28 protein-coding genes and 2 tRNA genes are annotated in these 25,566 nt (G+C 66.9%); 10 read left to right on the forward strand and 20 right to left on the reverse strand.

Features of this window, described 5'->3' with window-relative positions:
* Positions 1-2: 2 nt before the first annotated feature.
* The 3 genes from K5K93_RS08045 to K5K93_RS08055 are packed head-to-tail and all read left to right on the forward strand — an operon-like array spanning position 3 to position 1,733.
* Positions 3-470 carry a phage tail protein gene (locus K5K93_RS08045; RefSeq protein ID WP_093817498.1) on the forward strand — a complete coding sequence of 156 codons (468 nt, stop codon included), beginning with the start codon at positions 3-5 and terminating at the stop codon, positions 468-470.
* A complete protein-coding gene (locus K5K93_RS08050) occupies positions 454-669 on the forward strand; it encodes a tail protein X (RefSeq protein WP_093817497.1) in 216 nt (71 codons plus the stop codon). Before K5K93_RS08045 ends, K5K93_RS08050 begins: the two co-directional genes overlap by 17 nt.
* Entirely contained in the window at positions 660-1,733 is a 1,074-nt protein-coding gene (locus K5K93_RS08055; RefSeq protein ID WP_222390524.1) for a contractile injection system protein, VgrG/Pvc8 family, read from the forward strand. The genes K5K93_RS08050 and K5K93_RS08055 overlap by 10 nt, the downstream gene beginning before the upstream one ends.
* 82 nt (positions 1,734-1,815) lie before the next feature.
* On the opposite strand, the gene K5K93_RS08060 is transcribed toward K5K93_RS08055, so the two are convergent.
* Entirely contained in the window at positions 1,816-2,196 is a 381-nt protein-coding gene (locus K5K93_RS08060) for a tautomerase family protein (protein WP_222390526.1), read from the reverse strand.
* Positions 2,197-2,756: 560 nt separating this feature from the next.
* On the opposite strand from K5K93_RS08060, the gene K5K93_RS08065 reads away from it, so the two are divergent.
* Entirely contained in the window at positions 2,757-3,185 is a 429-nt protein-coding gene (locus tag K5K93_RS08065) for a hypothetical protein (RefSeq protein ID WP_222390528.1), read from the forward strand.
* A 54-nt stretch (positions 3,186-3,239) separates the two neighbouring features.
* On the opposite strand, the gene K5K93_RS08070 is transcribed toward K5K93_RS08065, so the two are convergent.
* The 14 genes from K5K93_RS08070 to K5K93_RS08135 form a co-directional block, all read right to left on the reverse strand.
* Positions 3,240-3,314 (reverse strand) — tRNA-Val (locus K5K93_RS08070).
* A gap of 114 nt (positions 3,315-3,428) precedes the next feature.
* Positions 3,429-3,782, reverse strand: coding sequence for a PilZ domain-containing protein (locus K5K93_RS08075; RefSeq protein ID WP_025874071.1), 354 nt, complete (start codon positions 3,780-3,782; stop codon positions 3,429-3,431).
* Entirely contained in the window at positions 3,779-4,735 is a 957-nt protein-coding gene (locus K5K93_RS08080) for a DNA polymerase III subunit delta' (RefSeq protein ID WP_222390529.1), read from the reverse strand. Before K5K93_RS08080 ends, K5K93_RS08075 begins: the two co-directional genes overlap by 4 nt.
* Entirely contained in the window at positions 4,732-5,397 is a 666-nt protein-coding gene (gene tmk, locus K5K93_RS08085) for a dTMP kinase (RefSeq protein ID WP_222390530.1), read from the reverse strand. Before tmk ends, K5K93_RS08080 begins: the two co-directional genes overlap by 4 nt.
* Entirely contained in the window at positions 5,394-6,455 is a 1,062-nt protein-coding gene (gene mltG, locus K5K93_RS08090; protein WP_099841998.1) for an endolytic transglycosylase MltG, read from the reverse strand. Before mltG ends, tmk begins: the two co-directional genes overlap by 4 nt.
* A 209-nt stretch (positions 6,456-6,664) precedes the next feature.
* A complete protein-coding gene (locus K5K93_RS08095; RefSeq protein ID WP_222390532.1) occupies positions 6,665-8,029 on the reverse strand; it encodes an aminodeoxychorismate synthase component I in 1,365 nt (454 codons plus the stop codon).
* Between the two features lie 92 nt (positions 8,030-8,121).
* Entirely contained in the window at positions 8,122-9,384 is a 1,263-nt protein-coding gene (fabF, locus tag K5K93_RS08100) for a beta-ketoacyl-ACP synthase II (protein ID WP_025874076.1), read from the reverse strand.
* A 145-nt stretch (positions 9,385-9,529) separates the two neighbouring features.
* A complete protein-coding gene (gene acpP / locus K5K93_RS08105; protein ID WP_025874077.1) occupies positions 9,530-9,769 on the reverse strand; it encodes an acyl carrier protein in 240 nt (79 codons plus the stop codon).
* 152 nt (positions 9,770-9,921) lie between these two features.
* Complete coding sequence (fabG, locus tag K5K93_RS08110; protein WP_222390533.1) at positions 9,922-10,665, reverse strand: 3-oxoacyl-ACP reductase FabG; 744 nt, start codon at positions 10,663-10,665, stop codon at positions 9,922-9,924.
* Positions 10,666-10,747: 82 nt separating this feature from the next.
* Entirely contained in the window at positions 10,748-11,692 is a 945-nt protein-coding gene (fabD, locus tag K5K93_RS08115; RefSeq protein WP_222390534.1) for an ACP S-malonyltransferase, read from the reverse strand.
* A gap of 166 nt (positions 11,693-11,858) precedes the next feature.
* Entirely contained in the window at positions 11,859-12,641 is a 783-nt protein-coding gene (locus K5K93_RS08120) for a serine/threonine protein phosphatase (protein WP_093817488.1), read from the reverse strand.
* A 72-nt stretch (positions 12,642-12,713) separates the two neighbouring features.
* Positions 12,714-13,691 (reverse strand): beta-ketoacyl-ACP synthase III, encoded by a 978-nt coding sequence (locus tag K5K93_RS08125; RefSeq protein ID WP_093817487.1) that lies wholly within the window; start codon positions 13,689-13,691, stop codon positions 12,714-12,716.
* A gap of 91 nt (positions 13,692-13,782) precedes the next feature.
* Positions 13,783-13,977, reverse strand: a complete 195-nt coding sequence (gene rpmF, locus K5K93_RS08130) for a 50S ribosomal protein L32 (protein WP_025879386.1) — start codon at positions 13,975-13,977, stop codon at positions 13,783-13,785.
* 107 nt (positions 13,978-14,084) lie between these two features.
* Entirely contained in the window at positions 14,085-14,594 is a 510-nt protein-coding gene (locus tag K5K93_RS08135; RefSeq protein WP_049465184.1) for a YceD family protein, read from the reverse strand.
* Between the two features lie 114 nt (positions 14,595-14,708).
* Between K5K93_RS08135 and K5K93_RS08140 the strand changes: the two genes are divergently transcribed.
* Entirely contained in the window at positions 14,709-15,281 is a 573-nt protein-coding gene (locus tag K5K93_RS08140) for a Maf family nucleotide pyrophosphatase (protein ID WP_093817486.1), read from the forward strand.
* A 22-nt stretch (positions 15,282-15,303) separates the two neighbouring features.
* Here the strand turns inward: K5K93_RS08140 and K5K93_RS08145 are convergent, their stop codons facing one another.
* Positions 15,304-17,145 carry a glycosyltransferase family 39 protein gene (locus tag K5K93_RS08145; RefSeq protein WP_093817485.1) on the reverse strand — a complete coding sequence of 614 codons (1,842 nt, stop codon included), beginning with the start codon at positions 17,143-17,145 and terminating at the stop codon, positions 15,304-15,306.
* Positions 17,146-17,189: 44 nt separating this feature from the next.
* Here K5K93_RS08145 and K5K93_RS08150 point away from each other — a divergent pair, with 44 nt between their 5' ends.
* From K5K93_RS08150 to K5K93_RS08165, 4 genes are read left to right on the forward strand one after another with little or no spacing between them, the layout of a single operon-like run.
* A complete protein-coding gene (locus tag K5K93_RS08150) occupies positions 17,190-18,143 on the forward strand; it encodes an AAA family ATPase (protein WP_093817484.1) in 954 nt (317 codons plus the stop codon).
* Positions 18,144-18,145: 2 nt separating this feature from the next.
* Positions 18,146-19,090 (forward strand): DUF58 domain-containing protein, encoded by a 945-nt coding sequence (locus K5K93_RS08155; RefSeq protein ID WP_093817483.1) that lies wholly within the window; start codon positions 18,146-18,148, stop codon positions 19,088-19,090.
* A complete protein-coding gene (locus K5K93_RS08160) occupies positions 19,083-21,032 on the forward strand; it encodes a DUF3488 and transglutaminase-like domain-containing protein (RefSeq protein WP_222390536.1) in 1,950 nt (649 codons plus the stop codon). The genes K5K93_RS08155 and K5K93_RS08160 overlap by 8 nt, the downstream gene beginning before the upstream one ends.
* Positions 21,029-21,556, forward strand: coding sequence for a Slp family lipoprotein (locus K5K93_RS08165; RefSeq protein ID WP_025879379.1), 528 nt, complete (start codon positions 21,029-21,031; stop codon positions 21,554-21,556). The genes K5K93_RS08160 and K5K93_RS08165 overlap by 4 nt, the downstream gene beginning before the upstream one ends.
* 121 nt (positions 21,557-21,677) lie before the next feature.
* On the opposite strand, the gene K5K93_RS08170 is transcribed toward K5K93_RS08165, so the two are convergent.
* From K5K93_RS08170 to dnaX, 4 genes are all read right to left on the reverse strand, one after another.
* Positions 21,678-22,037, reverse strand: a complete 360-nt coding sequence (locus tag K5K93_RS08170) for a histidine triad nucleotide-binding protein (protein ID WP_222390538.1) — start codon at positions 22,035-22,037, stop codon at positions 21,678-21,680.
* A 65-nt stretch (positions 22,038-22,102) separates the two neighbouring features.
* The gene (gene recR / locus K5K93_RS08175) at positions 22,103-22,702 is read right to left on the reverse strand and encodes a recombination mediator RecR (protein ID WP_025879377.1); all 600 of its coding nucleotides are present in this window, start codon (positions 22,700-22,702) and stop codon (positions 22,103-22,105) included.
* Positions 22,703-22,813: 111 nt separating this feature from the next.
* Positions 22,814-23,134 (reverse strand): YbaB/EbfC family nucleoid-associated protein, encoded by a 321-nt coding sequence (locus tag K5K93_RS08180; protein WP_025879376.1) that lies wholly within the window; start codon positions 23,132-23,134, stop codon positions 22,814-22,816.
* 6 nt (positions 23,135-23,140) lie between these two features.
* Positions 23,141-25,219 carry a DNA polymerase III subunit gamma/tau gene (dnaX, locus tag K5K93_RS08185; protein WP_222391019.1) on the reverse strand — a complete coding sequence of 693 codons (2,079 nt, stop codon included), beginning with the start codon at positions 25,217-25,219 and terminating at the stop codon, positions 23,141-23,143.
* 122 nt (positions 25,220-25,341) lie between these two features.
* Between dnaX and K5K93_RS08190 the strand changes: the two genes are divergently transcribed.
* Positions 25,342-25,434: transfer RNA gene (locus K5K93_RS08190), tRNA-Ser, on the forward strand.
* Positions 25,435-25,566: the final 132 nt, after the last annotated feature.

The following is a 25,566-nucleotide window of genomic DNA, read 5'->3' on the forward strand; positions in this document are numbered from 1 at the left end:
GCATGAAGCGCGAGTTCGTAACCGGCGCAGTAGACAAGCTGCTGTCGCAATTCAAGGGCAATGATTCCGGCAACGCGCCGGTGCTGCTGATGCTGGGCGGCTTCAAGTTCAGCCTCAACACGGCCGTATTCCAGCAGATCCAGCAGTCCAACGATTTCCGCTGGCAGGCCCAGGATCGCATCGGCCAGATGCCTGCACTGCAGTACACCGGCCCGGGCTCGGCCACCATGACACTGCCGGGCGTTGTCTACCCGCTGTTCCGTGGCGCTGGCAACGAGATGTCGCAACTGCGCAAGCTGGCCAGCCAGGGGAAGCCGCAGCGTCTGCTGACCGGCAAGGGCGGCAACCTGGGTCTGTGGGTCATCGAGAAAATCGACGTCACCTCCAGCGAGTTCACCGTCGACAGCCAGATCCAGAAGCAGGACTTCACACTCACTCTCCGGAAGCACAGCGATGGCACGAACGTATAACACCCGCGATGGCGATGTCGTCGACCGCGTTGCCTACGCGCACTATGGCGAACAATCGCCGGCGATCCTGCGCGCGGTGTTCGATGCCAACCCCGGCCTGGCCGCGCGCGGCGCGGTGCTCACGGCTGGCGTGGCGATTGTCCTGCCGGACGTGCAGCGCCCCGCCAAGGAACGCAAGGGAGTTTCGCTGTGGGATTGAACATCGCACCTGCGTTCCGCGTGGTGGCAAACAGCCAGGACATCACCGACAAGATCATGTCGCGCTTCAAGTCACTGCGCATCACCGACGAGACCGGCAACAGCTCGGACACGTTGGAGCTGCAGTTGGCCGACCACGATCCGAACGATCCGATCCAGCTGCCGCCGGTGGGCGCGGAGCTGGAGGCCTTCATCGGCTACGACGGCGAAGTGCGGCGAATGGGCCTGTACGTCTGCGACGAGGTGGAGATTTCAGGCTATCCCGGCAGCATGACCCTGCGCGCACGTGCCGCGCCGTTTGAAACCAGCAAAGGCGGCAAGAACGATCTGCAGACGCAGAAAACACGCACGTGGAAAAAAGGCACGACGATTGGCGACATGGTCACGCGGATGGCCGCCGAACACGGCCTGACCGCTGCGGTAAGTGCGTCGCTGGCATCCATCGGGCTGCCGCTGACGGTGCAATCGCAGGAGTCGGACATGAACCTGCTGCTGCGCTTGGCCAAACAGCACGACGCCATCGCCAAACCGGGCGGCGGCCGGCTGATGCTGGTCAAACGTGGCGAATCGACCACCGCCAGTGGCGAGCGCATTCCGGAGGTGACACTTACGCCGGCCGATGGCAGCAGCTACCGCGTCACCATCGCCGCCCGCGACGATGCCGGCACCACCATCGCCTACTACCGCGATGTGCGTGGCGCGCAGCGCCAGGAAGTGAAGGTGGGCAGCGGCGAGCCGATCGTGCGCCTGCGCATGGCCTATGCCGACCGCGAAACCGCCGAAGCCGCAGCACGCGCCAAGCACCGCGAGCAGGCGCGGCAGACGCGTACGCTGAGCTACAGCCTTCCAGGCCGCGAGACGCTGATGGCCGAGGCTACGGTGATCATGCAGGGCTTTCGCGATGGCGTGGATGGCGAGTGGCTGGTCAAGCGCGCCGAGCACAGCATCGGCAGCGACGGCTATCGCACCAGCATCGAGTGCGAGCAACCCAACAGCGCCGAATCGGTGAAGGCGGCCAGCAGCGCAGCGGTCAAGCAGACCCCGCAGGTGGGCAGCGAAGTGTAGATCCACGCCAAGCGCAGATTGGCCTCCCAGCCTCTGCCCTGCCCGCAGTAGATCCACACCATGCGTGGATGCTCTTCGCGCATCAACTCACGTACTGCGCCACCCCATTACCGAACGACCAGTTCTCACGCTTCACTTCCACCAGGTTGATGAACACATCCTCGCGGCGGATCCCCACCGCCGCGTGCAGGCCATCGGCAATGCCGGCATACAGCGCCTTCTTCTGCTCCAGCGTGCGCCCTTCGTTCCAGGTGATCTGGATGCAGATGAAATCATCGGTGCGGGCGATGCCCAGGTAACCCGGGTCGTACACCAGCGTGCCGGCATCGTGCTCCTGGAAGATCTGGAAGCGATCGTTTTCCGGCACACCGGCGGCGCGCATGGCCTGGTAGATCGCTTCGCCGACACGCTGGCGATACTCGACGGATTTACCTTTGCGAAGATCGATACGGGCGAGCGGCATGGTGGCACTCCAGGGATGGGAGGGGGCGCGGCAATGGGCCGAGATTACGCCCGCCGAGGCCGGCGGGACAGCGCACGGATGGAACCCTCTGCTTCCATCGATGGCATGCGCCGCGCGGAGTGACGTGATCGCCACGTTCGTGCATGCAGGGTGACGCCAAGCCCAGGGACAGCGCGGCCGGTGGTTTACGCCATCAGTGATGCGCCGCACGGCGTGCGGGTGCTGTCACGCACAGATCGGGGAACTCGCGGTACGCCCGGGTGCAGTTGCGAAATTTCCTTACAGACCAGTGTGATTGTTCGACTCGATGATCGCCGGGCCGAGGCAGGTTGCCTTGGCCGGGATTGGCGTCTCGAATAAACGAACAGGCTCACTGGATGCTGCGATTTCTATCGCAGCAATGAGAATGCACCGACTGCCTTCAATGGCGGGCGGTGTGTGGGGATCGCAAGATCCGCCAGGCCTTTTCTCCCAGTGAGCTTTTCTGCCTTGGCACGCCAACCCGCACCGTCCGCCACCTTCTCTTTGGAAGGTGGCCCTATGCCAGTGAGGGTTCCACCATGACCAACAACACCGTCCTCATTCCCCGCCTGCACGCTCTGATCGGCGACATCGCCAGCAACGTTCCCGAAGACCTCGCACGCGAGATCGAGTGCGCACTGAAGGAGCAGCAGTTCCCTCCCGCGCAGCCGATGTTCTTCACCTTCCTGGATGCGATCCGCAGGGGAGATGGCGAAGACGGCCAGCCGTGCACCACGCAGAGGCTCAACGCACAGACCCTCGCCTCCCTCGGCCGTTCACTGTCCGCACTGAGCGCCGTGCTCGATCTTCTGCACGCGGCAGAGCGCGCACGCGTGGACGGAAGTATCGACGAGCAGATCGGCGACTTCCATCGAAATGGTCTGCTGCTGGCCGCGCGCCAGATCGCGCATGCCGCGCAGACAGGTCTCGGCGATGCGATCACAGCGGTGGCAAACCAGCCCGGGTAAATCGCAGGCAACAAAAAAGCCCCCATCGCTGGAGGCTTTTTTCGTTCTGCAACATGGTGGGCGGTACAGGGATCGAACCTGTGACCCTTGCCGTGTGAAGGCAATGCTCTACCGCTGAGCTAACCGCCCGGTGTGTTGCTGAGCCGCTCATTATAGGGGCTTTTCAGAGACCGTCAACAGTTTTCACATTCGTGTTCACGCGCGTTTCCAGGGGCCGCCGGGCATGGCCCGGCGCTAGCGGAATCACATCGTATGCGTCGGCTTGTCCGAACCGGTCAGGCCGGCCAGGATCGTTTCGATCTTGTGGCGCACCGTCTCGCCTTCCTGGCCATCGGCCAGCTGCACGCCGATGCCGGCGGTGCGGTTGCCCTGCGCACCGGCCGGGGTCACCCAGATCACCTTGCCGGCCACCGGCAGGCGCTCGCTGGAATCGGGCAGGGTCAGCAGCAGGAACACCTCATCGCCCAGGAAATAACGCTTGGGCGTGGGCACGAAGATGCCGCCATTCTTCACGAACGGCATGTACGCGCTGTACAGCGCGGCTTTGTCCTTCACTGCCAGGGACAGGATGCCCTGGCGGGCGTTGCTGGCACTCATCGATTTCCCCTTGCGGCAGGCCGCTCGTTCACCTTGTTCCAGGCCAGCAGCAACTCGACCACCGCAAGGTCTGCGCGCACGGTGGTGCGCAGCAGGTCGCGGGTGCGGTTGGCCGCATCGAACCAGGCTGCAAGCTTGTGCAATCGCTCCGGCGTGGTCAAGGCATCGGTGCTGGCCTGGGCCAGCGCCAGGTCGGCGGCGAAGCGCAGGCGCAGCGCCGCGTTGTCATCGGCGCACCACTTCTGCGCCAGCTCCACCGCGCCGGCCTTGCCGGCAGCCAGCTGTTCCAGCTCACGGCCGACCTCCCGACGCAGGCTCAGGCCATCCTCGCGCAGCCAGTTGTCGGCCTGCCCGGGATGGCCGCGTGCTGCATCCAGTGCCTCGCGCGCGGCCGCTTCGCTGTGGCCCTGCTGCTGCAGCCAGGCCAGCGCTTCCTCGCGCGGCGGCAGCTTGAATTCCAGGCGCTGGCAGCGGCTGCGCACGGTCTGCGGCAGGCGCGCCGGGTCACTGCTGATCAACCATAGGTAACGCCCGGGCTGCGGTTCTTCCAGGGTCTTCAGCAGCGCATTGGCGGCCGAACGGTTGATGGCATCGGCCGGGTCGACGATCACCACCTGCGCCACGCCGTACTGCGGGGTCAGCGCCAGCTTGTTGCTGATCTCGCGCACCTGCTCGATCACGATCTCGGTGCGCAGCTTGTCGCCGCTCTTGTTGGGAATGAAGCTGATCAGCTGCAGGTCGGGATGCGTGCCGGCGGCAATCAGCTGCCGGGTGCGGGTGGCATGCGCGCCATCCCCGCGTGCCAGCACGTGGTCGGCCAACGCCAGGGCCACCTCCCGCTTGCCCAGCCCGGCCGGGCCACAGATCAGCAGGCCATGGCCCAGCCGATCCGCATCCAGTGCAGCCACGGTCTGGTCGAACGCGCGCTGCTGCCAGGGCGAGAACGTACTCATGCGCCCTCCCCTTGCTGCAGCCAGCGCTCGACACGCGCAACCACATCGGCGGCCACGCGCTCCTGCACCTGGCCTGCATCAACCAGCGCGAAACGCTGCGGGTCCTGCTGTGCGCGGCCGCGGAACACTTCGCGCACGCGCTGGAAGAAATCGTCCTGCTCGCTTTCGATGCGGTCCGGCCACAGGTCGCGGCCATTGGCACGCGCACGGCCGACGGCCACGTCCACATCCAACAACAGGGTCAAGCCGGGCAGCAGGCCCACGGCGCGGCGCTCGAGATCGGCGATCCACTGCGGGTCGAGGCCGCGGCCACCGCCCTGGTAGGCATAGCTGGAATCGGTGAAGCGATCACTGAGCACATAGGCACCGCGCTGCAGCGCCGGCTGGATCACCTGGCGCACATGCTGCGCGCGCGCAGCGAACACCAGCAGCAGCTCAGCCTCGGCGCTGAGCGGCTCGGCGGCGATCTCGGCATCGGGCTTCAGCACCAGGCCGCGGATGCGCTCGGCCAGCGGCGTGCCACCGGGCTCGCGGGTCAGCACGACCTCATGGCCGTGGCCGCGCAGGCACTCGCGGATGGCGTTGATGGCGGTGGTCTTGCCCGCGCCCTCGCCGCCTTCCAGGCTGACGAAACGGGGATGGCGAAGCAGCGCGGAACTCATTGCGCCGGAGTCTCCTGGGTGCGTTGCTGGCGCAGCTGCTGCAGGTAGCGGGCTACGGCGGCGTTGTGTTTGTCCAGGCTGGGCGAGAACACGTGCGCGCCACTGCCATCGCCCACCGCGACGAAGTACAGCGCATCGCCCGGTGCCGGTTGTGCGGCGGCCATCAGCGCGTCGCGGCTGGGCATGGCGATCGGGGTCGGGGTCAGGCCAGAGCGGGTGTAGGTGTTGTAGGGCGTATCGGTGGTCAGGTCGCGGCGGCGGATGTTGCCGTCGTACGCCGCGCCGATGCCGTAGATCACGGTCGGATCGGTCTGCAGGCGCATGCCGATCTTCAGGCGGCGCATGAACACGCCGGCAATCTGCGGTCGCTCGCTGGCCAGCGCGGTTTCCTTTTCGATGATCGACGCCAGCGTCAGCAGCTCGTAGGGCGTGTTGATCGGCAGATCCGGGGCGCGGCTTTCCCAGGCTTCGTCCAGCGCTTTTTCCATCGCGCCGTGGGCACGCTTGAGCACGTCCAGGTCGCTGTCGCCGCGCTGGTAGACGTAGGTTTCCGGCAGGAACCGGCCTTCCGGATGCTGGCCGGCGAAACCGAGGCGATCCATCAGCGCTGCGTCATCGAGGGTATCGGTGGTGTGCAGCAGCGGATCGGCACGCTTGAGCGCGGCGCGCAGCTGGCGGATGTTCCAGCCTTCGATGATGGTGACGCGGTGCTGCAGCACCTTGCCCGCGCGCATGCGCAGCAGCAGCTCGCGCGGGGTCAGGTCCTTGCTCAGCGCGTACTCGCCCACCTTCAGCTTGCCGGCGGCATCGAGCTGGCGCGCCAGCAGCTGCCACTGGGTGTCCTGGCCCTCGTCCACGCCGGCCTCGCGCAGCTTGCGCAGCACGCTGTTCATGCCATCGCCGCTGGCGATGACCACGCTGTCCGCACTGGGGGTCAACGGCACGTCGGCAAACTGGCTCTGCTTGTAGAAGAACCACGCGCCCGCGCCGGCCACGATGGCGGCCAGCACCAGCAGCAGCGTTACCACCAACAGACACCCGCGCTTGGCTCCCGCCATGGACTACCTCTGAACTCGATTCCGTCGTGCAGGATACCGTGCCCGGTGGGGCGGGGTCATGACCGGGGGCACGCGTCCGTGCCGACCAACGGTCGGCACCCACCCGCCATCTCCAGTAGATCCACGCCATGCGTGGATGAACGGCCATGGGGGCATCCGTGCCGACCAACGGTCGGCACCCACAAGCCATGCCCGGCGGCGGCAATCGATCAACCCTGCTGCCCCAGCGCCCGCAGCAGGCCGCGGGCCTTGGCCCGGGTTTCGTCCAGTTCCTTGTCCGGGTCCGAGTCGACCACGATGCCGGCTCCGGTGCGGAAGCTGACCTCGTTGCCGTCCACCTCGGCGGTGCGGATCAGGATGTTCAGGTCCAGGTCGCCATCGCGGTTCAGCCAGCCGAACGCACCGGTGTACGCGCCGCGTGGCACCTGCTCCAGTTCGTTGATGATCTGCATGCAGCGCACCTTCGGGCAGCCGGTGATGGTGCCGCCGGGGAAGGTGGCGGCGATCACCTCGCCCGGGGTGACGTCCGCGCGCAGCTGGCCGCTGACGTTGCTGACGATGTGGTGCACGTGGGCGTAGCTTTCCACGGTCATCAGCTCGTCCACCACGACCGTGCCGGGCAGGCAGATGCGCCCCAGATCGTTGCGCTCCAGGTCGATCAGCATCACGTGCTCGGCGCGCTCCTTGGGATGGCCGACCAGTTCCTGGATGCGCGCGGCATCGTCGTCGCCCTCGAAGCGCGGGCGGGTGCCGGCGATCGGGCGGGTCTGTGCGTGGCCGCCATGCACCGACACCAGCCGTTCCGGCGACGAACTGACCACATGCCGGCCGTGCGCACTGAACAGGCCGGCAAACGGCGCCGGATTGGCCCGCCGCAGCTGCGCGTACAGCGCCTGCGGGCTGACCGGTGCTGCAAAGTGCGCGCTCCAGCGCCGCGACAGGTTCACCTGGAACACGTCGCCGGCGCGCAGGTAGTCGATCACCCGGCGCACACCCTCGGTGAAGCGCTGCGGTTCGTCTTCGCTGACCGACTGTGGCGGGCGCCAGCCCTGCCCGGCCGGCGGCAGTTCACCCGCTACCAGCGCTACCAGCGAGTCCAGCAGCGCTTGCTCACCCGCTTCGGCAACGAGGAAGCTGGCGTCGGCCTGGTGGTCGTGCAGCACGGCGGCCGGGCAGCGCAGGGCAAGTGCGGTCGGCCGGCCGTCATCGCGCGCGCGCGCCGGCAGCACTGGTTCGACCTGGCTGGCCACTTCGTAATCGAGCATCAGCGCCCAGCCACCGCGGAACGGCAGCGCGTGGCCGCCGTCATGCGGCAACCGCTGTGCCTGCCATGCGCGGTCCAGCGCCTGCAGGAAGCTGCCGAGCTGCACCGCGCCGTGCTGGTCGCGCACCTGGCCATCGGCGTCCAGCTGCAGCGTATCGCCCTGCGCGGCCAGCAGCAGGCTCCAGCGGCCCTGCGCAGTGCCCGAGGCGGTGGACTCCATCAGCAGCGGGAAACGCGCCGGGTCGCGCTGCTGCAGGGCCAGCAGGTCGATCGGGTGCGGCAGCGGGTGGATCAGCGGGGCGTGGGTCATGGCAGCCAGTTCGGGAGACGGATACACGGAAGCCGCCTTGCGGCGGCCTCGTGGTTGGCCGAGCCGAGCATGGCTCGACCCTACCGGTGCGATCAGACGCGCTTGAAGATCAGCGTGCCGTTGGTGCCGCCGAAACCAAAACCATTCGACATCACCACGTCGACCTTGGCCTGGCGTGCTTCGTTGGGCACGTAGTCCAGGTCGCAGCCTTCGCCCGGCTGCTGCAGGTTGATGGTCGGCGGAATCACGTTGTCGCGCATTGCCAGCACCGAGAAGATCGCTTCCACGCCGCCGGCAGCGCCGAGCAGGTGGCCGGTCATCGACTTGGTGGAGCTGACCATCATCTTGTAGGCGTGGTCGCCGAAGGCGGTCTTCATCGCCATGGTCTCGCCGAGGTCGCCCAGCGGGGTCGAGGTGCCATGCGCGTTGAGGTAGCCGACCTGTTCCGGGGTAACACCGGCGTCCTTCATGGCCATGGTCATGCAGCGCGCAGCGCCTTCGCCGTTCTCGCTCGGCGCGGTCATGTGGTACGCGTCGGAGCTGGCGCCGAAACCGGCCAGCTCGCAGTAGATCTTCGCACCACGCGCCTTGGCGTGCTCGTACTCTTCCAGGATCAGGATGCCGGCGCCGTCGCCCAGCACGAAGCCGTCACGGTCCTTGTCCCACGGGCGCGAGGCCTGTTCCGGAGCATCGTTGCGGGTGCTCATCGCCTTCATCGCGCAGAAGCCGCCCAGCGCCGTCGGCGAGGAGCCGCGCTCTGCACCGCCGGCCACCATCACGTCCGCATCGCCGTACTGGATCATGCGCATGGCGGTGCCGATGGAATGGTTGGAGGTGGCGCACGCCGAGACCGCCGAGAACGACGGGCCCTTCAGGCCGCTGATGATGCTCAGCTGGCCCGGCAGCATGTTGATGATGGTCTTGGGCACGTAGAAGGGAGAGATCTTCTTCCCTTCGTGGAATTCGATGGTCTGCTCTTCGATGCCGAGCAGGCCGCCGATGCCAGCGCCAACGATGGCGCCGATGCGGTCGGCATTGGCGTCGGTGATCTCCAGGCCCGAATCATGCAGGGCCATGAAGGCGGCACCGAGGCCGTAATGGATGAACGGGTCCATCTTCTTGGCATCCTTGCCGCTGACCCGGTACTTGCCGAACAGTTCGTTGTCGGCGGTGATGTCAAAGCCTTTGACCTCACCTGCGATCTTGGTGGTGAACCGTTCCAGGTAGGCATCAGAAACGTTGGTCAGCGGACCGATGCCCGAACGACCGTGGGTGATGCCTTCCCAGCTGCTGGCCAGATCATTGCCCAACGGCGAGACCATACCCAGGCCGGTTACGACGACGCGACGCTTCATTGCTGATTCTCCTGACCCGAACGTTCTTTGCGGGTAACGCGGTTTACTTCGGTGTGGTGCGCAAACACACGGGGCCGCAAACAGCGGCCCCATGGGGTGTCGTGCGCGCCGGACGCAACGCCCGCACGCGCACTGACGTCCTGCATCAGGCCTTGACGTGGGCCGTGATGTAGGTGATCGCAGCCTGCACGGTGCTGATCTTCTCGGCTTCTTCGTCCGGGATCTCGCACTCGAATTCTTCTTCCAGCGCCATCACCAGCTCGACGGTGTCCAGCGAGTCAGCGCCCAGGTCATCGACGAACGATGCGCTGTTGGTGACTTCTTCTTCCTTGACGCCAAGCTGTTCGATGACGATTTTCTTGACGCGTTCTTCGATGGTGCTCATGGGATATCGCTCCAGATGGAGTAGTGGTTCAAAAGTGGTCGCCATCAAAGGCGATGGCCGTGGGATAGTGTAGTGGAAACCGGCGTGACCTTGCATTGCAGCAAAAATCCTCGCAGATCAACCACTTGCGGCGCGATCCCTGCGCCCCTTGCTTACGGCATGTACATGCCGCCGTTCACATGGAGAGTTTCGCCGGTGATGTAGCCGGCAGCCGGGCTGGCCAGGAACGCCACCGCATGGGCGATGTCCTCCGGCGAACCCAGGCGTTCGAGGGCGATGTCGCCGATCAGCGCGATACGCGCTTCTTCCGGCAGCGCCTTGGTCATGTCGGTGTCGATGAAGCCCGGCGCGACCACGTTGACGGTGACCCCGCGCGAGCCGATTTCCTTGGCCAGCGACTTGGAGAAACCGATGATGCCGGCCTTGGCGGCGGCATAGTTGGCCTGGCCGGCGTTGCCGGTCACGCCCACCACCGAGGCGATGTTGATGATGCGGCCCTTGCGCGCCTTCATCATGCCGCGCATGACGGCCTTGCTGGTACGGAACACGCTGGTCAGGTTGGTGTCGATGATCGACGCCCAATCGTCTTCCTTCATGCGCATCAGCAGGTTGTCGCGGGTGATGCCGGCGTTGTTGACCAGGATCGAGATCGGGCCGAATTCCTTGGCGATACCGTCAAGCACGGCATCGAGCGCAGCGGCGTCGGTGACGTTCAGCGCGCGGCCGTGACCGCCGTGGGCAGCCAGGCGCTCGCCGATCGCGGTGGCGCCGGACTCGGTGGTGGCGGTACCGATGACGGTGGCGCCCTGGGCGGCCAGCAGATCGGCGATGGCGGCACCAATGCCACGGCTGGCACCGGTAACCAGTGCGATTTCACCCTGCAGGGGCTTGCTCATGATGTTTTCCTCAGGCTGGGGCGGCCGCCGCACCCGTGCCGCTTGCAGCGGCCACCGGCACGGTCGGCAGGAACAGGGGCAATCAGGCCGACCACGTCTCGCGGGCGGTTTCGAAGTCGCCCGGGGTGACCAGGGAACGGCCGTCGATGGCCTTGTCGATGCGCTTGACCAGACCGGTCAGCACCTTGCCCGGGCCGCACTCGGCAATCCGGGTGACGCCACGGGCGGCCAGCGCCTGCACGCAGCCGGTCCACTGCACGGGCTGGTACAGCTGCTGCACCAGCGCGGCGCGGATCGCGTCCACGCCGTCGTGCACCTTGGCATCGACGTTCTGCACCACCGGCAGCTGCGGCAGCTGCCAGGACAGGCCGGCCATCACTTCGGCCAGGCGGTTGGCGGCTTCGCGCATCAGCGGGGTGTGCGAGGGCACGCTGACGGCCAGCTTGACCGCCTTGCGCACGCCCTTCTCGGCCAGCAGCGCCAGCGCCCGGTCGACCGCGGCAGCGTCGCCGCCGATCACGATCTGGCCCGGCGAATTGAAGTTGGCCGGAACGACCACCTGGCTGCCGGCAGCTTCGGCGCAGACGTCCAGCACCAGCTGGTCTTCGGCACCGAGCACGGCGGCCATGGCGCCGACACCCGCCGGAGCGGCGTCCTGCATCAGCTGGCCACGCAGGCGCACCAGGTGCGCACCGTCGTGCAGGCTGAGGGCGCCGGCGGCGACCAGGGCGGTGTACTCACCCAGGCTATGGCCGGCCAGGACCGACGGACGCGGACCGCCCACGGCGTTCCAGGCGCGCCACGCACCGATGCTGGCGGCCAGCAGGGCCGGCTGGGTGTATTCGGTACGGTTGAGCATTTCCTCCGGGCCGCCCTGGGACAACGCCCACAGGTCGACGCCGGCACCATCGGATGCCTCGGTGAAGGCCTCACGCACCTGCGGGTGCAGTTCGGCCAGCTCGGCCAGCATGCCCACAGACTGCGAGCCCTGGCCGGGGAAGACAAAAGCGAGGGTGGATACGGTCACGCGGTCATCCGCTTGTTGCAATCGAAGCGGGCCATGATAAGGGGGAACATGCCGTGTCGTCTGTACGTGCGCGTATGCACGGCGTATGGACAGTGCCGCGATACGGGGTCCGCCGGGCATGGCCCGGCGCTACCGGTAGCGCCGGGCCATGCCCGGCGGACCGCGATCAGCAGAGCAGCTGCAGGATGTCCAGCTCGCCGTCGGCAAACCAGTCCATGCACAGGCCGACCACCATCAGCAGGCCCAGCGTGGTGGCACCGTGGGTGATGAAGATGGAGTGGGCCAGCGCACGCGCCGACCGCCCCAGCTTCATGCACACCCGCGCCAGGCGCTGCAGACGGCCACTGACGGCGTGCACATGCGCACGCACCGGTGCCTGCACCCCGTTCATCGCCTCGGCCATCATCGCCTGCAGGCGTTCGGGGCGGTCCGCGTAGTACTTGGCCACGCCGTAGCCGAACATCAGCCAGTCACGCGCCTGCGCTTCGGCCAGGTCCATGACTTCCAGCGGGTCTTCCTCGAAGTCGATGAAACCGACGTTCTGGCCATCCCAGGTCAGGTTACGCGGCAGCGGCTGGCCGAAATAGGCGCCACGCGCGTGTGCTTCGGCGATGGCCTGCATTGCCGCGGCCACGAGGCGATCGCGACCGGCATCATCGGCCTCGCGCAGGCAGGTATTGAACGAGCTGCCGTTGTCGCCGATCACCAGCGCGGCATGGCCGCTGCCGATCACCGCGGGCACGTTCACCCCCTGCGCCTGCAGTTCCGCCAGCCGGCGGGCCTCGGTTTCGCGCGCGGCGTCGCCACCGCGGTGCGGCGGCGGGCGCAGGGCATCGAGATGGAACCGGCGGGCAACAAAATTGAGCAGGCCCAGGGCCACTGCTCGGCTTCCTTCGCCGTACTGCTTCAGCCAGGCGCGCTGCCCTTCGATGACGATGGGCTCAACCATGACAGTCTCCTTTAACGCATTACGGCCCCAGAGGGGCCGTAACGACGGTTCACGATGTCGTAACTGGCACTATCAATAGCGCAGCAGGGCCGAACCCCACGTGAAGCCACCACCGAAGGCTTCCAGCAGCAGCAGCTGGCCGCGCTCGACCCTGCCGGAACGAACGGCAGCATCCAGTGCCAGCGGCACCGAGCCGGACGAGGTATTGCCGTGCTTGTCGACGGTGACCACGACCTGGTCCATCGACATCTCCAGCCGCTTGGCGGTGGCCTCGATGATGCGCAGGTTGGCCTGGTGCGGGATCAGCCAGTCCAGGTCGGACTTGGTCAGGCCGTTGGCATCCAGGGTTTCGTCCACGACCGAGTCCAGCGCCTTGACGGCGTACTTGAACACGTCGTTGCCCTTCATGTTGATGGTGCCGCCACCGTTGGTGCCTTCACCGAAACCGACCGAAACGCCGACCGGATTCCACAGCAGCTCTTTCTTGCTGCCATCCGAATGCAGGTGGGTGCTGAGGATGCCGGTTTCTTCGTCGGCCTTGAGCACGACAGCGCCCGCGCCATCACCGAACAGCACGCAGGTGGTGCGGTCTTCCCAGTCGACGATGCGGGTCAGGGTTTCCGCGCCGATCACCAGCACATGGCGGGCATCACCGGAGCGGATGAATTTGTCAGCCACGCTGAGCGCGAACACGAAGCCCGAACAGGCTGCGTTGACGTCGAAAGCGGGGCAGCCGCTCACACCGAGCTTGGCCTGGATCAGGCACGCGGTGGAGGGAAAGATCAAATCAGGAGTGGTCGTACCGACCACGATCATGTCGAGCTGCGAAGCGTCGATACCAGCGGCTTCGATCGCACGCAGCGCGGCCTGGTAGCCGAGATCGCTGGTGGTTTCGCCTTCGGCAGCGATGTGCCGTTCACGGATACCGGTGCGCGTCTGGATCCACTCGTCCGAGGTCTCGACCATTTTTTCCAGGTCGGCGTTGGTCAGGACTTTTTCCGGCAAATAGCTGCCGGTGCCCGCGATCCTCGAGTAGATCCGCTTGCTCATCATGTTTCCTGTTGCACGAGCCGCCGTTCACCGGCGGGCCCGGGAAAGAAGGCGAAGGCCGCTGCCCAGCGGGCAGCGACCTTCCGGCACATCAGTCTTCCTGGACAGCCGAAGACTTGGTCTGGATGACCTTCTTGCCGCGGTAGAAACCGTCAGCAGTGATGTGGTGACGCAGATGCACTTCGCCGGTGGTCGGGTCGGTCGACAGCTGCTTGGCGCTCAGGGCGTCATGCGAACGACGCTGGCCGCGACGGGACGGGGTAACACGGGATTTCTGGACAGCCATGGGATTGCTCCAAACTCGGTTCGTTTTGCTTCGTCGTTTCGTCGCACAGGACGCCAGCGCCCAGCACACTTTTCGCTTTCGCCGCAGCCGCCGACGACAACCGGCTGCTATTGTTTCTTCAATGCCGCCAACGCCGCGAACGGATTGGCCTTTTCAGTTTCTTCTTCGGTCGGCGCCCAGTCCTTGTCGACTGCCTCGCCGTCCGGCGACAGCGGTACCACAGGCACCGCCAGCACCAGTTCGTCTTCGACCAGGTCCAACGGACGCAGCTGGCCATCTTCCGGCACCAGCAACGCCTCGTATTCCTCCGGCAAGGACGATTCCTCGTCCTCGTCGCGGATCAGGCCAAGCCTCTGGGTCATCTTCACCGGCAACAGGAAACGCTGCATGCTGCGCTGACAGGTCAGCGGCAACGCGGTATCGATGGTCAGTTCCACATAGGATACCCGCAAGATCTCGTCGCGACCGAATTCGAGCGAGTAATTACACTCACCCTCGGTATCGGCGACAAGCCCCTGCAGGCGAGTCAATTCAGCCAGGGCTACCTGACCGTCGAAGCGCCTTCGCGCTACGACCATCCGCCAGGCATCCAGCGTTTCGGGCACGTTCGCGGACATAAGCCGCCGAATATTAAGGATCGGCCGCTCCTGTGTCAAATGACTGCCACGAAAGGCTTGCTGTGGCTGGCGTTGGCGGGCCAGACTGCCGCGCCCCCGCCCCGGAATTCCCGCATGCCTGCCCTGGTCCTGGCCTCCACCTCCCGCTACCGCCGCGATCTGCTGGAACGGCTGGGCCTGCCCTTCGACTGCGCACGCCCGCAGGTGGATGAGACTCCGGAGACCGACGAGGCGCCGCTGGCGCTGGCGGCACGCCTGGCCGGCGCCAAGGCGGCCGACGTGGCCGCCCGCCATCCCGGCAGCTGGGTGATCGGCTCGGACCAGGTGGCCGACCTGAACGGGCAGGCGCTGGGCAAACCGGGCACGGTGCAGGCCGCCTGTGCGCAGCTGGCGGCGATGTCCGGGCAGACAGTGCGCTTCCACACGGCCATCAGTCTCACCCGTGACGGAGAATCTTTTTCGGCAATGGATATGACCCAGGTGCGCTTCCGCGCGCTGCAGGCAGCAGAGATCGCCCGCTACGTGGCCAGCGAGCAGCCACTGGACTGCGCTGGCAGCTTCAAGTGCGAAGGCCTGGGCATCAGCCTGTTCGAGGCCATCGACAACCGCGACCCGACCGCGCTGATCGGGTTGCCGCTGATCGCGCTGTGCGGATTGCTGCGCCGGGCCGGATTCGCGGTGCCATAACCCCGGCACGAGGCACGCTGCCTCAGCGCGTTTCAACCACGAAGGGCTGCTCCTGCCACAGCTCCACGCTGCCATCGCGACCGTGCAGGCGCAGGCCCAGCCAATGCTTTCCCGGTGCCAGCGCCGTGGTATCGAGTGTTGCATCGAAGCCGACAGCCGGGTGGTGCGGATCGGTGCTGTCCGGCCAGGCGTGGCGGATATCGAACACCCGTCCATAGGTGGCGTCGCCGATCGAACGACCATCCACCAGCACTTCAACCCGCGACAGGCCAACGCCCTCCTTGAATGCCCAGCCCTTGATCGCCAGCGTCCCGTTCACCACGTCTCCATTGGAGGGGGTATCCAGCCAGGCCAGCGCAGGTGCGACGCATGGCCCCTGGGCGCGCTGCACCGGCAGGCGGAACAGCAGGAAGCGCTGGAATCCGTGATCGCTGCTGACCACGCGCGGTGGCGGCAGCGGCCCGACCTGTTCGCAGATGGCGTGATAGCGGGTGAGCAGATCGCGGAAACGCTGATCGCTGGGCGACAGCACCAGCAGCATCGGCACGTCGCGCTCGCCCTCATGCACCTGGCCCCATTGCGCCAACTGCGCGGTGCGGCCGTGTTTGTCGTTGAGCGGATGCGGCAGCACGTCGATGTCACCACGACCCAACTGGAAGCCCAGTTCGGCGCCCACCTTGAAGTTCCCGGCCAGCACGCGGCTGCCTTCCGGCATCTGCTGCAGTTCCTCGCGGACCGCAGCAGCCAGCGGCTGCCAGCCGGCGAAGTTGCGCGGGTAGTACTTGTCGCCTGCCAACTGCTCGCGCAGCGATGACGAGGACGCCATCAGGTAATAGCCGAAGGCCAGCACCATGCCCAGCCCGGCCAGCCACCAGCCGGTACGCCGCAACCAGCGTGGCCAGCCGTTGAGGATCACCGGCACCGCCACCAGCAGGGCCAGGTAACCCGGCAGCGGCCAATGGAAGCTGATGCGTTCGACATCGGTGAAGAAGCCCAGGGCGAAGATGCCCAGCGTCGATACGCCACCGACCAGGCCGAAATAGCGCCACTGCACGCGCGCGCCGCCGCCGTTGCGGGTACCGGCCAGCGCAACTTTCCACATCGCGATGCACAGGACGGGTGTCACCAGCATCGGCTGGATGATCAGGAACCACAGGCCACGCCACTCGAATGCCCACGGGTGGCGCTCGACCACCTGGAACTTCAGGCCGGCATCGTGATTGTCGGCATTCCAGGCCAACAGCGGCAGCCATGCCAGTACGCCAACGGCCAAGGCCACCCATACGCGCGGATCGGCCAGCATGCGCCGGCCCTGCGGCAGCGCCAGCAAAGCGATGAAGCCGACCCCGATCACGCCGATGAAGCGATAGTGGCTGAGCGCACCGATCAGCAGGCCCAGCGCCAGCTTCACTGCCGAGGAGGCATCAACGTTGCGCAGCAGGCGTGCGCCAGCGTCCAGGCACAGCACCGCCGCCAGTGCCATCGGCACATCCGGTACGGCCAGCAGGCCCAGCGTGGCCGACAAGGGCATCAACAACGTCAAGCTGCCGGCCTGCCAACCGGCAACATTGCCGAACCAGCGTGCCGCAATGCGCGATACCAGCAGCGGCAGCAGTGCGCCAATGGCCAGGAACGGCAGTCGCAGCGCCAGCACATGCTGGCCTCCGACCTCGACACCCAGCCGGGTCAACCACGCCGTCAGTCCCGGCAGATCCGAGTAGGCGGCAGCCAGATGCTGGCCTTCCTGCCAGTAGAACGCCTCATCGACGAACAACGGCAGGCGTGCGGCCACGGCAAGCTTGGCCGCTGTGACGAGCGTCCATAACCAGAGAAAAATCGTACGTGCGCGCTGTTCGCCCTGCATTGCTCTATGGATAGAATCGACCGGTTACCGAACTTGAGACGACCATGACAGCTTCGTCCCCCATGCCCAGCATGCTAACCGATCAACTGCGCCAGTCCCTGCGCAATGCGCAGGACCAGGTCAATGCACTGGTGCTGGGCAAGGCGCACGAGGTGCGGTTGGCCTTCGTGGCTCTCCTCTCTGGCGGCCATCTGCTGATCGAAGACCTGCCTGGTCTCGGCAAGACCACATTGGCCCACGCACTGGCCAGCAGCCTGGGGCTGAGCTTCCAGCGCGTGCAGTTCACCTCCGATCTGCTGCCTGCCGACGTGCTCGGCGTATCGGTGTACGACGCCGGCAGCCGCCAGTTCCAGTTCCATCCCGGGCCGGTGTTCACCCATGTGCTGCTGGCCGACGAGATCAACCGGGCGCCGCCGCGCACGCAGAGCGCCCTGCTGGAAGCGATGGCCGAACAGCAGGTCACCCTCGACGGTCAGACACACGCCCTGCCCGATCCGTTCTTCGTGATCGCCACGCAGAATCCGGTGGATCTGTCGGGCACCTTCCCGTTGCCCGACTCGCAACTGGATCGGTTCCTGCTGCGGCTGGCGATGGGCTACCCCAGTGCGCAGGCCGAGCGTGAACTGCTGCGCGGCAGCGATCGTCGCGACCTGATCGCCCGCGCGCTGCCGCAGTTGGACGACAACCAGGTCCGCACGCTGCGCGAAGCCGTCGGCCAGGTGCATGTCAGCGATGCGCTGGTGGACTACGTGCAGGCCCTGCTGACCCGCAGCCGCCAGCACGCTGGCGTACGCGTGGGCTTGTCGCCGCGCGCCGGCCTGGCCCTGCTGCGTGCCGCCAGGGCACATGCGCTGCTGCTCGGCCGTGGCCACGTCGTGCCCGAAGACGTGCAGACCCTGTTCGTGGCGGTGGCAGGCCACCGCCTGGTGGGCGAAGCCGAATCCAGCACGGGGCCGGCGCTGGCACGGGCGATCCTGCAGACCGTCGCGGTCGATTGACGATGGCATCGCATGCCCGGCGACTGTTGCAGCTGGCACGCCCACGTACGCCGGAATCGCTGCCGCAGCGACTGGACCGCCGGCGCATCTATGTGCTGCCCACCCGTTTCGGCCTGTTTGTGGCCTGCCTGCTGGTGGCGATGCTGCTGGGCGCGCTGAACTACAACAACAACCCGGCCCTGTTGCTGGCGCTGCTGCTGGCCGCAGCGGCGATCGCCAGCACCATCGCCGCACACCTGCAGCTGTCGGGCGTGCATATCGATGCGATCTCCGCCGAGCCGGTACCCGCCGGGCAACCGCTGCGCCTGCGCATGGACCTGTCGTTGCGCGACCCACGGGCACGCCACGGCCTGCACCTGCAACTGGGGAACAGCCAAGCGTGGCTCGACCTGCCCGCCCACGGCCGCGGTGAAGCCGAGCTGGAAGTACCCAGCGAACGCCGTGGCTGGCTGGAACTGCCCCGCATCCGCCTGTCCAGCACCCAGCCGCTTGGCCTGGTCAGGGCATGGTCATGGGTGTGGCCTGAAGAACCCCTGCTGGTCTACCCGCAGGCCGAAGCGAAGGCGCCGCCGTTGCCACAGCAGGGTAACGACCCTCTGCACACCCGCGCCCACGCCAATGGCGAGGAACTGCACCAGCTGCGCCCATATCGCGCCGGGGACCCACCGCGCAGCATTGCCTGGAAACATTCGGCACGCCGCGACACGCTGCTGGTACGCGAGTATGAAAAGCCGATAGGGATCGAGGTCGTGCTGGACTGGCGCGCACTGGCCCCCTTGGGCCAGGAGGCCCGCATCGCGCGCCTGGCTCGCTGGGTGGAGAGCGCCGAGCGAGAAGGGCGTCGCTACACGCTGCTGCTGCCGATGCAGCCGCCGATCGGCCCCGGCCAGGGCGCCGGCCACCACCATCTGTGCCTGCGTGCGCTGGCGCTGCTTCCCCATGACTGAGCCTGCCCTGCTGCTGGACCGCAATACCCGCACGTGGACGCTGGCCAGCGCCGCACTGGCCTTGTTGCCGCTGCTGCTGCAGCTGCCCACCACATTGGCCGCGTTGATCGCCGTGGCGGCGCTCGCCACCGCGGCGCTGTCACAGCGCGGCATGCTGCCGATACCGGTGCGGGTACTGCTGGTGCTGGGAATGCTTGCCGCCATCGTCTGGCAGATGGGCGCGGTGCGCCCCGGCCGCGATACCGGATGCGCGCTGCTGGCGGCGATGCTGGCGATCAAATCCAGCGAGCTGCGCAGCCTGCGCGATGCACGCAGCCTGCTTGGCTTTGCCTTGTTCTCACCATTTGCTGCCTTCCTGCTCGACCAGGGGCCGCTGACCACCGTGCTCGCCGTGCTGGCCGGCGTCAGCGCCCTGATTGCGCTGCAGCGGCTGGCGCAGGGTGAAGGCCGCAGCGCGCCGCCGCCGCTGACCACGCAGCTGCGTGGCGTTGGTCGCCTGCTGCTGATCGGCCTGCCGTTGGCGCTGGCCTGCTTCTGGCTGTTCCCGCGGTTGGCCACGCCGCTGTGGGGCATTCCCGAGCGCGCCGTCGGCACACCGGGGCTGTCGGACACGATGGAGCCGGACAAGTGGCTGGACCTGATGGCCGACGACACCCCGGCCCTGCGCGCGCAGTTCTTCGGCGCGGTTCCAGCGCCGGCACAGCGCTACTGGCGCGGTCCGGTACTGACCCGCTTCGATGGGCATGTCTGGCGACGCGACCGCCGTACCGAAGGCCTGCCGCCAGCGATCGTCGAACACGGCACGGAGGGCTGGGACTACCAGATCGATTACGAACCCACCGACCGTCGCCAACTTGTCGCGCTGGATCTCCCCACCGCCGCACCAGAGGGCAGCCGGCTGGATGCAGCCCTGAGCCTGAGCAGCGACCGCGCATTGTCCGCACTGAGCCGGTGGCGCCTGCACTCGGCTCCGCCGCAGCGCTTCGATGCCACGCTGTCGCCGTACCAGCGTCGCGCTGCGCTGCAGTTGCCGGAAGGCTTCAACCCACGGACGGCAACCCTGGCCCGGCAGTGGCGGCAGGAAGCGGGAAGCGACGATGCCGCCGTGGTCCGTCGCGCCCTGGCGTGGATCACCGCGGACTTCTCGTACACGCTGGAAACACCGGCCGCCGGGCGCGATCCGGTCGATGCATTCCTGTTCGACTACAAGGCCGGCTACTGCCAGCATTTCAGCTCGGCCTTCGTGGTGCTGATGCGCAATGCCGGCATTCCGGCGCGGGTGGTCACCGGGTTCGCCGGCGGCACGCGCAACCCGATCGGCGACTACTGGGTGCTTCGACGGATGGACGCCCACGCCTGGGCTGAGGTGTGGCTGCCGCAACGCGGCTGGGTACGCATCGATCCGACAGCGGCAGTCGCACCCGAGCGCATCCTGGACACGCTCGACGATCGCCTGCAGGCCGGGGCCGATACCGGCCTGCAGCACCGCTGGCTGCAACTGGGCCAGGTCGGCGACTGGATGCGCAGGGGCTGGAACGAGCTGGTGCTGTCGTTCGACGCGCGCCGCCAGCAGCAGCTGCTGCAACCGTTCGGGCTGGACGACCTCGGCCCTGGACAGCTGCTGGCCGGCTTCGTGATGGCCGCGTTGCTGGCGCTGGCATGGATGGCATGGCTGCTGGCCCGTGGCGAACGCGAGGGTGACCCGCTGCTGCGCGCCTGGCACCGGTTGGGGCAGCGCTATGTGCGGCTGGGGTTGGGCCGCGAACCGCACGAACCGGCCCTGCACTGGGCCCGCCGGGTCCACGCGCAGCGCCCCGACCCGGCCCTCATCACACTCAGCCAGCGTTTCGCTGATGCACGCTACGCTGGCACTTGTACCGAGCTCGCCCCATTATTGCGGGACCTGCGCAGGCATCGCCCGACTTCCGGAGCCTCCCCATGAATACCAAGTTCCTCCTCACCGCCGTGGCCGCCCTGGCCCTGTCGGCCTGCGCCACGGCCCCCAAGCCGCTGCAGGGACAGTTCAGCCTGGTTTCCCCGCGCGACTCGGTTGCCACCCAGCAGGTCGGCACGCCGGTGCGCTGGGGTGGCCGGATCATCGAAACCAAGCCTGGCCAGGGCGAGACCTGTTTCCAGATCATCTCGCGCCCGCTCAACGGCAGTGGCCGCCCGAACACCACCTCTTCCGATGCCAGCGACGGCCGCTTCATCGCCTGCCGCGCCGGCTTCTACGATCCGGCCGTGTTCGAAGCCGGCCGCGACGTGACCTTCATCGGCAAGATCGATGGCTACGCCAACACCCGTATCGGCGATTACGACTACCGGCTGCCGAAGCTGTCTGCCGACGTGATCTACCTGTGGCCGGAGCAGCGCCAGGTCGATGTGGTGCCCTACCCCTACGGGCCGTGGGGCCCGGGCCCGTATGGCCCGTACTGGGGTGGTTACCGCGGCTGGGGCTGGTGGTAGTCCAGGCCCGGTACGCATGATGCACAAGGCCGCCCATCGGGCGGCCTTTTTTCATCCACGCATGCCATGGATCGACAGGGCACCAACAACAGTAGATCCACGCCATGCGTGGATGGCCGCCTCAACGCCCTGGCGTACCGAAGTGACCCAGCGGCGCGCCAGCCAGCAGATGCATGTGGATATGGAACACGGTCTGCCCGGCATCTTCGCGGCAGTTCATCACGACGCGGTAGCCGTCCTGCGCGAAACCTTCCCGACGCGCATACTCGGCGGCGGCCAAGGCCAGCTTGCCGATCAGGTGCGCCTGCGATGGCTGCAGGTCATCCAGGGTCGGAATGATCTCGTTCTTCGGAATGAACAGCACGTGCACCGGCGCCTGCGGTGCGATGTCCTTGAACGCCAGCACGTCGTCGTCCTCATAGACGATGGTGGCCGGGATCTCGCGACGGATGATCTTGCTGAAGAGGGTTTCGCTGCTCATGGTCGGCCTCGGCGGGGTGTCCCCGCATTGTAGGCCGGTAACGCCGGGGCATGCCCGGCATCGACTCAATCGCGCACTTCGCTGCGGGTGCCGAACGCGTGAGACAGCGTGCCGCGATCGACATACTCCAGCTCACCGCCGAGCGGCAGGCCCTGCGCCAGTCGACTCGGCCGCACCTGGCGGGCACGCGCCAGCTGCGCGAGATAGTGCGCGGTAGCTTCGCCTTCGACGGTGGCGCTGGTGGCAATGATCAGTTCCTGCACTTCCGCCTCGGCCAGGCGCTGCTCCAGCTGCTCCAGACCCAGCTCGCGCGGGCCGATGCCATCCAGCGGCGACAGGCGCCCCTGCAGCACGAAGTAAACACCGCGATAGCCGGTGGCGTTCTCGATCGCCAGGCGGTCAGCCGGCGATTCCACCACGCACAACTGGCTGCGCTCGCGGCTGCCATTGGCGCAGGTCGGGCACAGCTCGGTTTCGCTGAAGTCGCGGCACTGCGCACAGTGACCGATGCGTTCAACCGCCTGCGCCAGCGTCTCGGCAAGGCGTTTGCCACCTTCGCGCTCGCGTTCGAGCAGGTGGTAAGCCATGCGCTGCGCCGTCTTCTGGCCTACGCCAGGCAACACCCGCAGTGCATCGATCAGTTGTTCAAGCAGGGGTGCGGACACGGCGGCGTGTTCTGTAGAGCCGAGCGTGCTCGACTGGAAGTTGCGGGCAATCGAGCACGCTCGACGCTACACAGTGCATGGCACCCGGCAGCGCGGGTGCCACGCAGGACATCAGAACGGCATCTTCATGCCCGGCGGCAGCTGCATGCCGGCGGTGGCCGAACCCATCTTCGACTTCGACTCGGCGTCGATCTTGTTGGACGCGTCGTTGAAGGCGGCGGCGATCAGGTCTTCCAGCATTTCCGGGTCACTGGCCAGCGACGGATCGATGCGTACCTTGCGGCACTCCTTGGCGCCGGTCAGGGTGACGCTGACCATGCCGCCACCGGCGCTGCCGGTCACTTCGATCTTGGCGATTTCTTCCTGGGCCTTCTGCAGGTTTTCCTGCATCTTCTGGGCCTGCTGCATCAGTTGGGCGATATTGCCGCGCATGTCGTCTTACTCGTCAAAAGAACGGATGGAATCGGAAACAACCCGGGCGCCGTGCTGCTGGATCAGCAGCTGGACTTCCGGGTCGTCCATGAAAATGGCCTCGGCAGCCTGCTGCCGCTCGCCACGCTGGCGGTCGGCGCGCTGGTGCAGGGTCTCGGCCGGGACCTGCTCGGTTTCCACGGTTTCGACCACGATCTTCAGCGCGTGGCCAAGGGACTTTTCCAGCACCTCGCCCAACGCTGCCAGCGCGCGCTCGGAGCGCAGGTATTCAAATCCGGGCGAAAGGCCCAGTTTCAAGACCCCATGCTGGCAACTGATGAAGGCCGCGTTGGCCGCAAGCTGCCGCGACGGACCGCTGAGGCCACTGTTGGCGACCAGGTCCAGCCAGTCCTCGGCACAGGCCAGCTCGCTGACAGTGCCTGCCGGCGAGGCTTTTTCCCTCGCCGCAACCGGTGCCGGGGCGATGTCGATACCTTCGGCACGGAACGGACGCTCCGGCGCGGCAACCGCCTCTGCACCCGGCCGCGAAGCCGGCGCCGGCGGCTCGTGCCACGGCGCGACCATGGCCGCGTCGGGGGTTGCCATTTCCGCCGCCAGCGCTTCATCGCGCGCGCCAGCCGCGTCGGTCGCCCACGGCGGCAGGTCATCTGTCTCGGCAGGTGCCTTGGGCGTGGCCGCCTCGGGAGCCAACTGCGCCTTCATCGGCAGCGGGGATCCGGGTTCCTCGACCGGAGCCGGTTCAGGTTCCGGGGTCGGCTCGGGCTCCGGCTCGGGTTCGCGCTGTGGCGCCGGGTTCGGCGTCTGCGCGGTCGCCTCCGCCAACACGGGGGCCGCAATTGCCCGGGTGCCCGCTGCGGCTTCTGGTGCCGCAGCAGCGGCCGGTGCAGCTCCTTCGTGGCTGCCAGCAAGGCCGCCCCCGGCCTGACCCATACCGGTCGGCGCGCTGCCACCGGTGGATTCCGGCGCACGCGGCACCGACGGCACGGCAGCCGCAGGGCGGAACGCCAGCATGCGCAGCACGGCCATTTCAAAGCCGGCGCGCGGGCTGGGCGCCAACGGCAGATCGCGACGGCCATTCAGCGCCATCTGATACCAGAGCTGGACCACTTCCGGGCGCAGGCGTTCAGCAAACGCGCTGGCATCCAGTCCCTCGGCAGCGGCGGGCGCGCCCGGCACCAGTTGCTGCACCTGGATGCGATGCAGGCCCTCGGCCAGCGCATCGAGCACCCCGCTCCAGTCCGGCGAGAACTCGGCCAGCGCCGCCACCACCTGCAGCAGGCGCGGGCCATCGCCATCGGCCAGGGCATCGAGCATGGCCGCCACCTGGGTGCGGTCGACCGTGCCCAGCATGGTGCGCACCACGTCCTCGCGCAGCGCACCGCCGGCATAGGCAATGGCCTGGTCGAGCAGCGACAGGCCATCACGCAGGCTGCCGTCGGCGGCCTTGGCCAGCTGCACGATGGCGGACGGGTCCGACTCGATCTCCTCGGCGGTGAGGATGCGGGTCATCTGCCCCTGGATCTGGTCTTCATCCAGGCGTTTGAGGTTGAACTGCAGGCAGCGGCTGAGCACGGTGACCGGCAGCTTCTGCGGGTCGGTGGTGGCCAGCAGGAACTTCACATGTTCCGGCGGTTCTTCCAGGGTCTTCAGCAGCGCATTGAACGCGGCCTTGGACAGCATGTGCACTTCGTCGATCAGGTACACCTTGTACTTGCCACGCGAGGGCATGTACTGGGCGTTTTCGATCACCTCGCGCACATCGTCCACGCCGGTGTTGGACGCGGCATCGATTTCCAGCAGGTCGATGTAGCGACCGGCGTCGATGTCCAGGCAGGCCGCACACTGGCCGCAGGGATCGGCACTGGTGCCCTGTTCGCAGTTCAGCGACTTGGCGAAGATGCGCGCGATCGTGGTCTTGCCCACGCCGCGGGTACCGGTGAACAGGAACGCATGGTGGACCCGGCCGCTGTCGAGCGCATTGCTGAGCGCACGGACCACGTGTTCCTGGCCCACCAGCTCGGCAAAACGCTTCGGACGCCACTTGCGGGCAAGGACGAGATAGGACATCAGGCCACCGTCTTCCATCGGATGTTCCATTGTGCCACGCCTGTCCAGCCCTCTCGCCCTGCAAACCAGTGCTTGTGTCCTGCCGCTGCGCCCGCTAGAATCTGCGCCCCTGCTGAGGCGTTTGCCGATGGCAGGGATCCGGAGAGGTGTCCGAGTGGTTGAAGGAGCACGCCTGGAAAGTGTGTAAGCGTCTAAACCGCGCTTCGGGGGTTCGAATCCCCCTCTCTCCGCCAGATAACTGAAAAAGGCTGCCCTTAGGGGCGGCCTTTTTCAGTTATCTGGCTGGGGATGCGAAGTGCGCTGCGCGCGCTTCGCCGCAAACGTTGCTGCGCAACGTTCGGGCCCCTCCCTTCGCCTGCCTCTCC

The organism is Stenotrophomonas sp. DR822 (assembly GCF_019793815.1).
GTDB lineage: Bacteria > Pseudomonadota > Gammaproteobacteria > Xanthomonadales > Xanthomonadaceae > Stenotrophomonas > Stenotrophomonas indicatrix.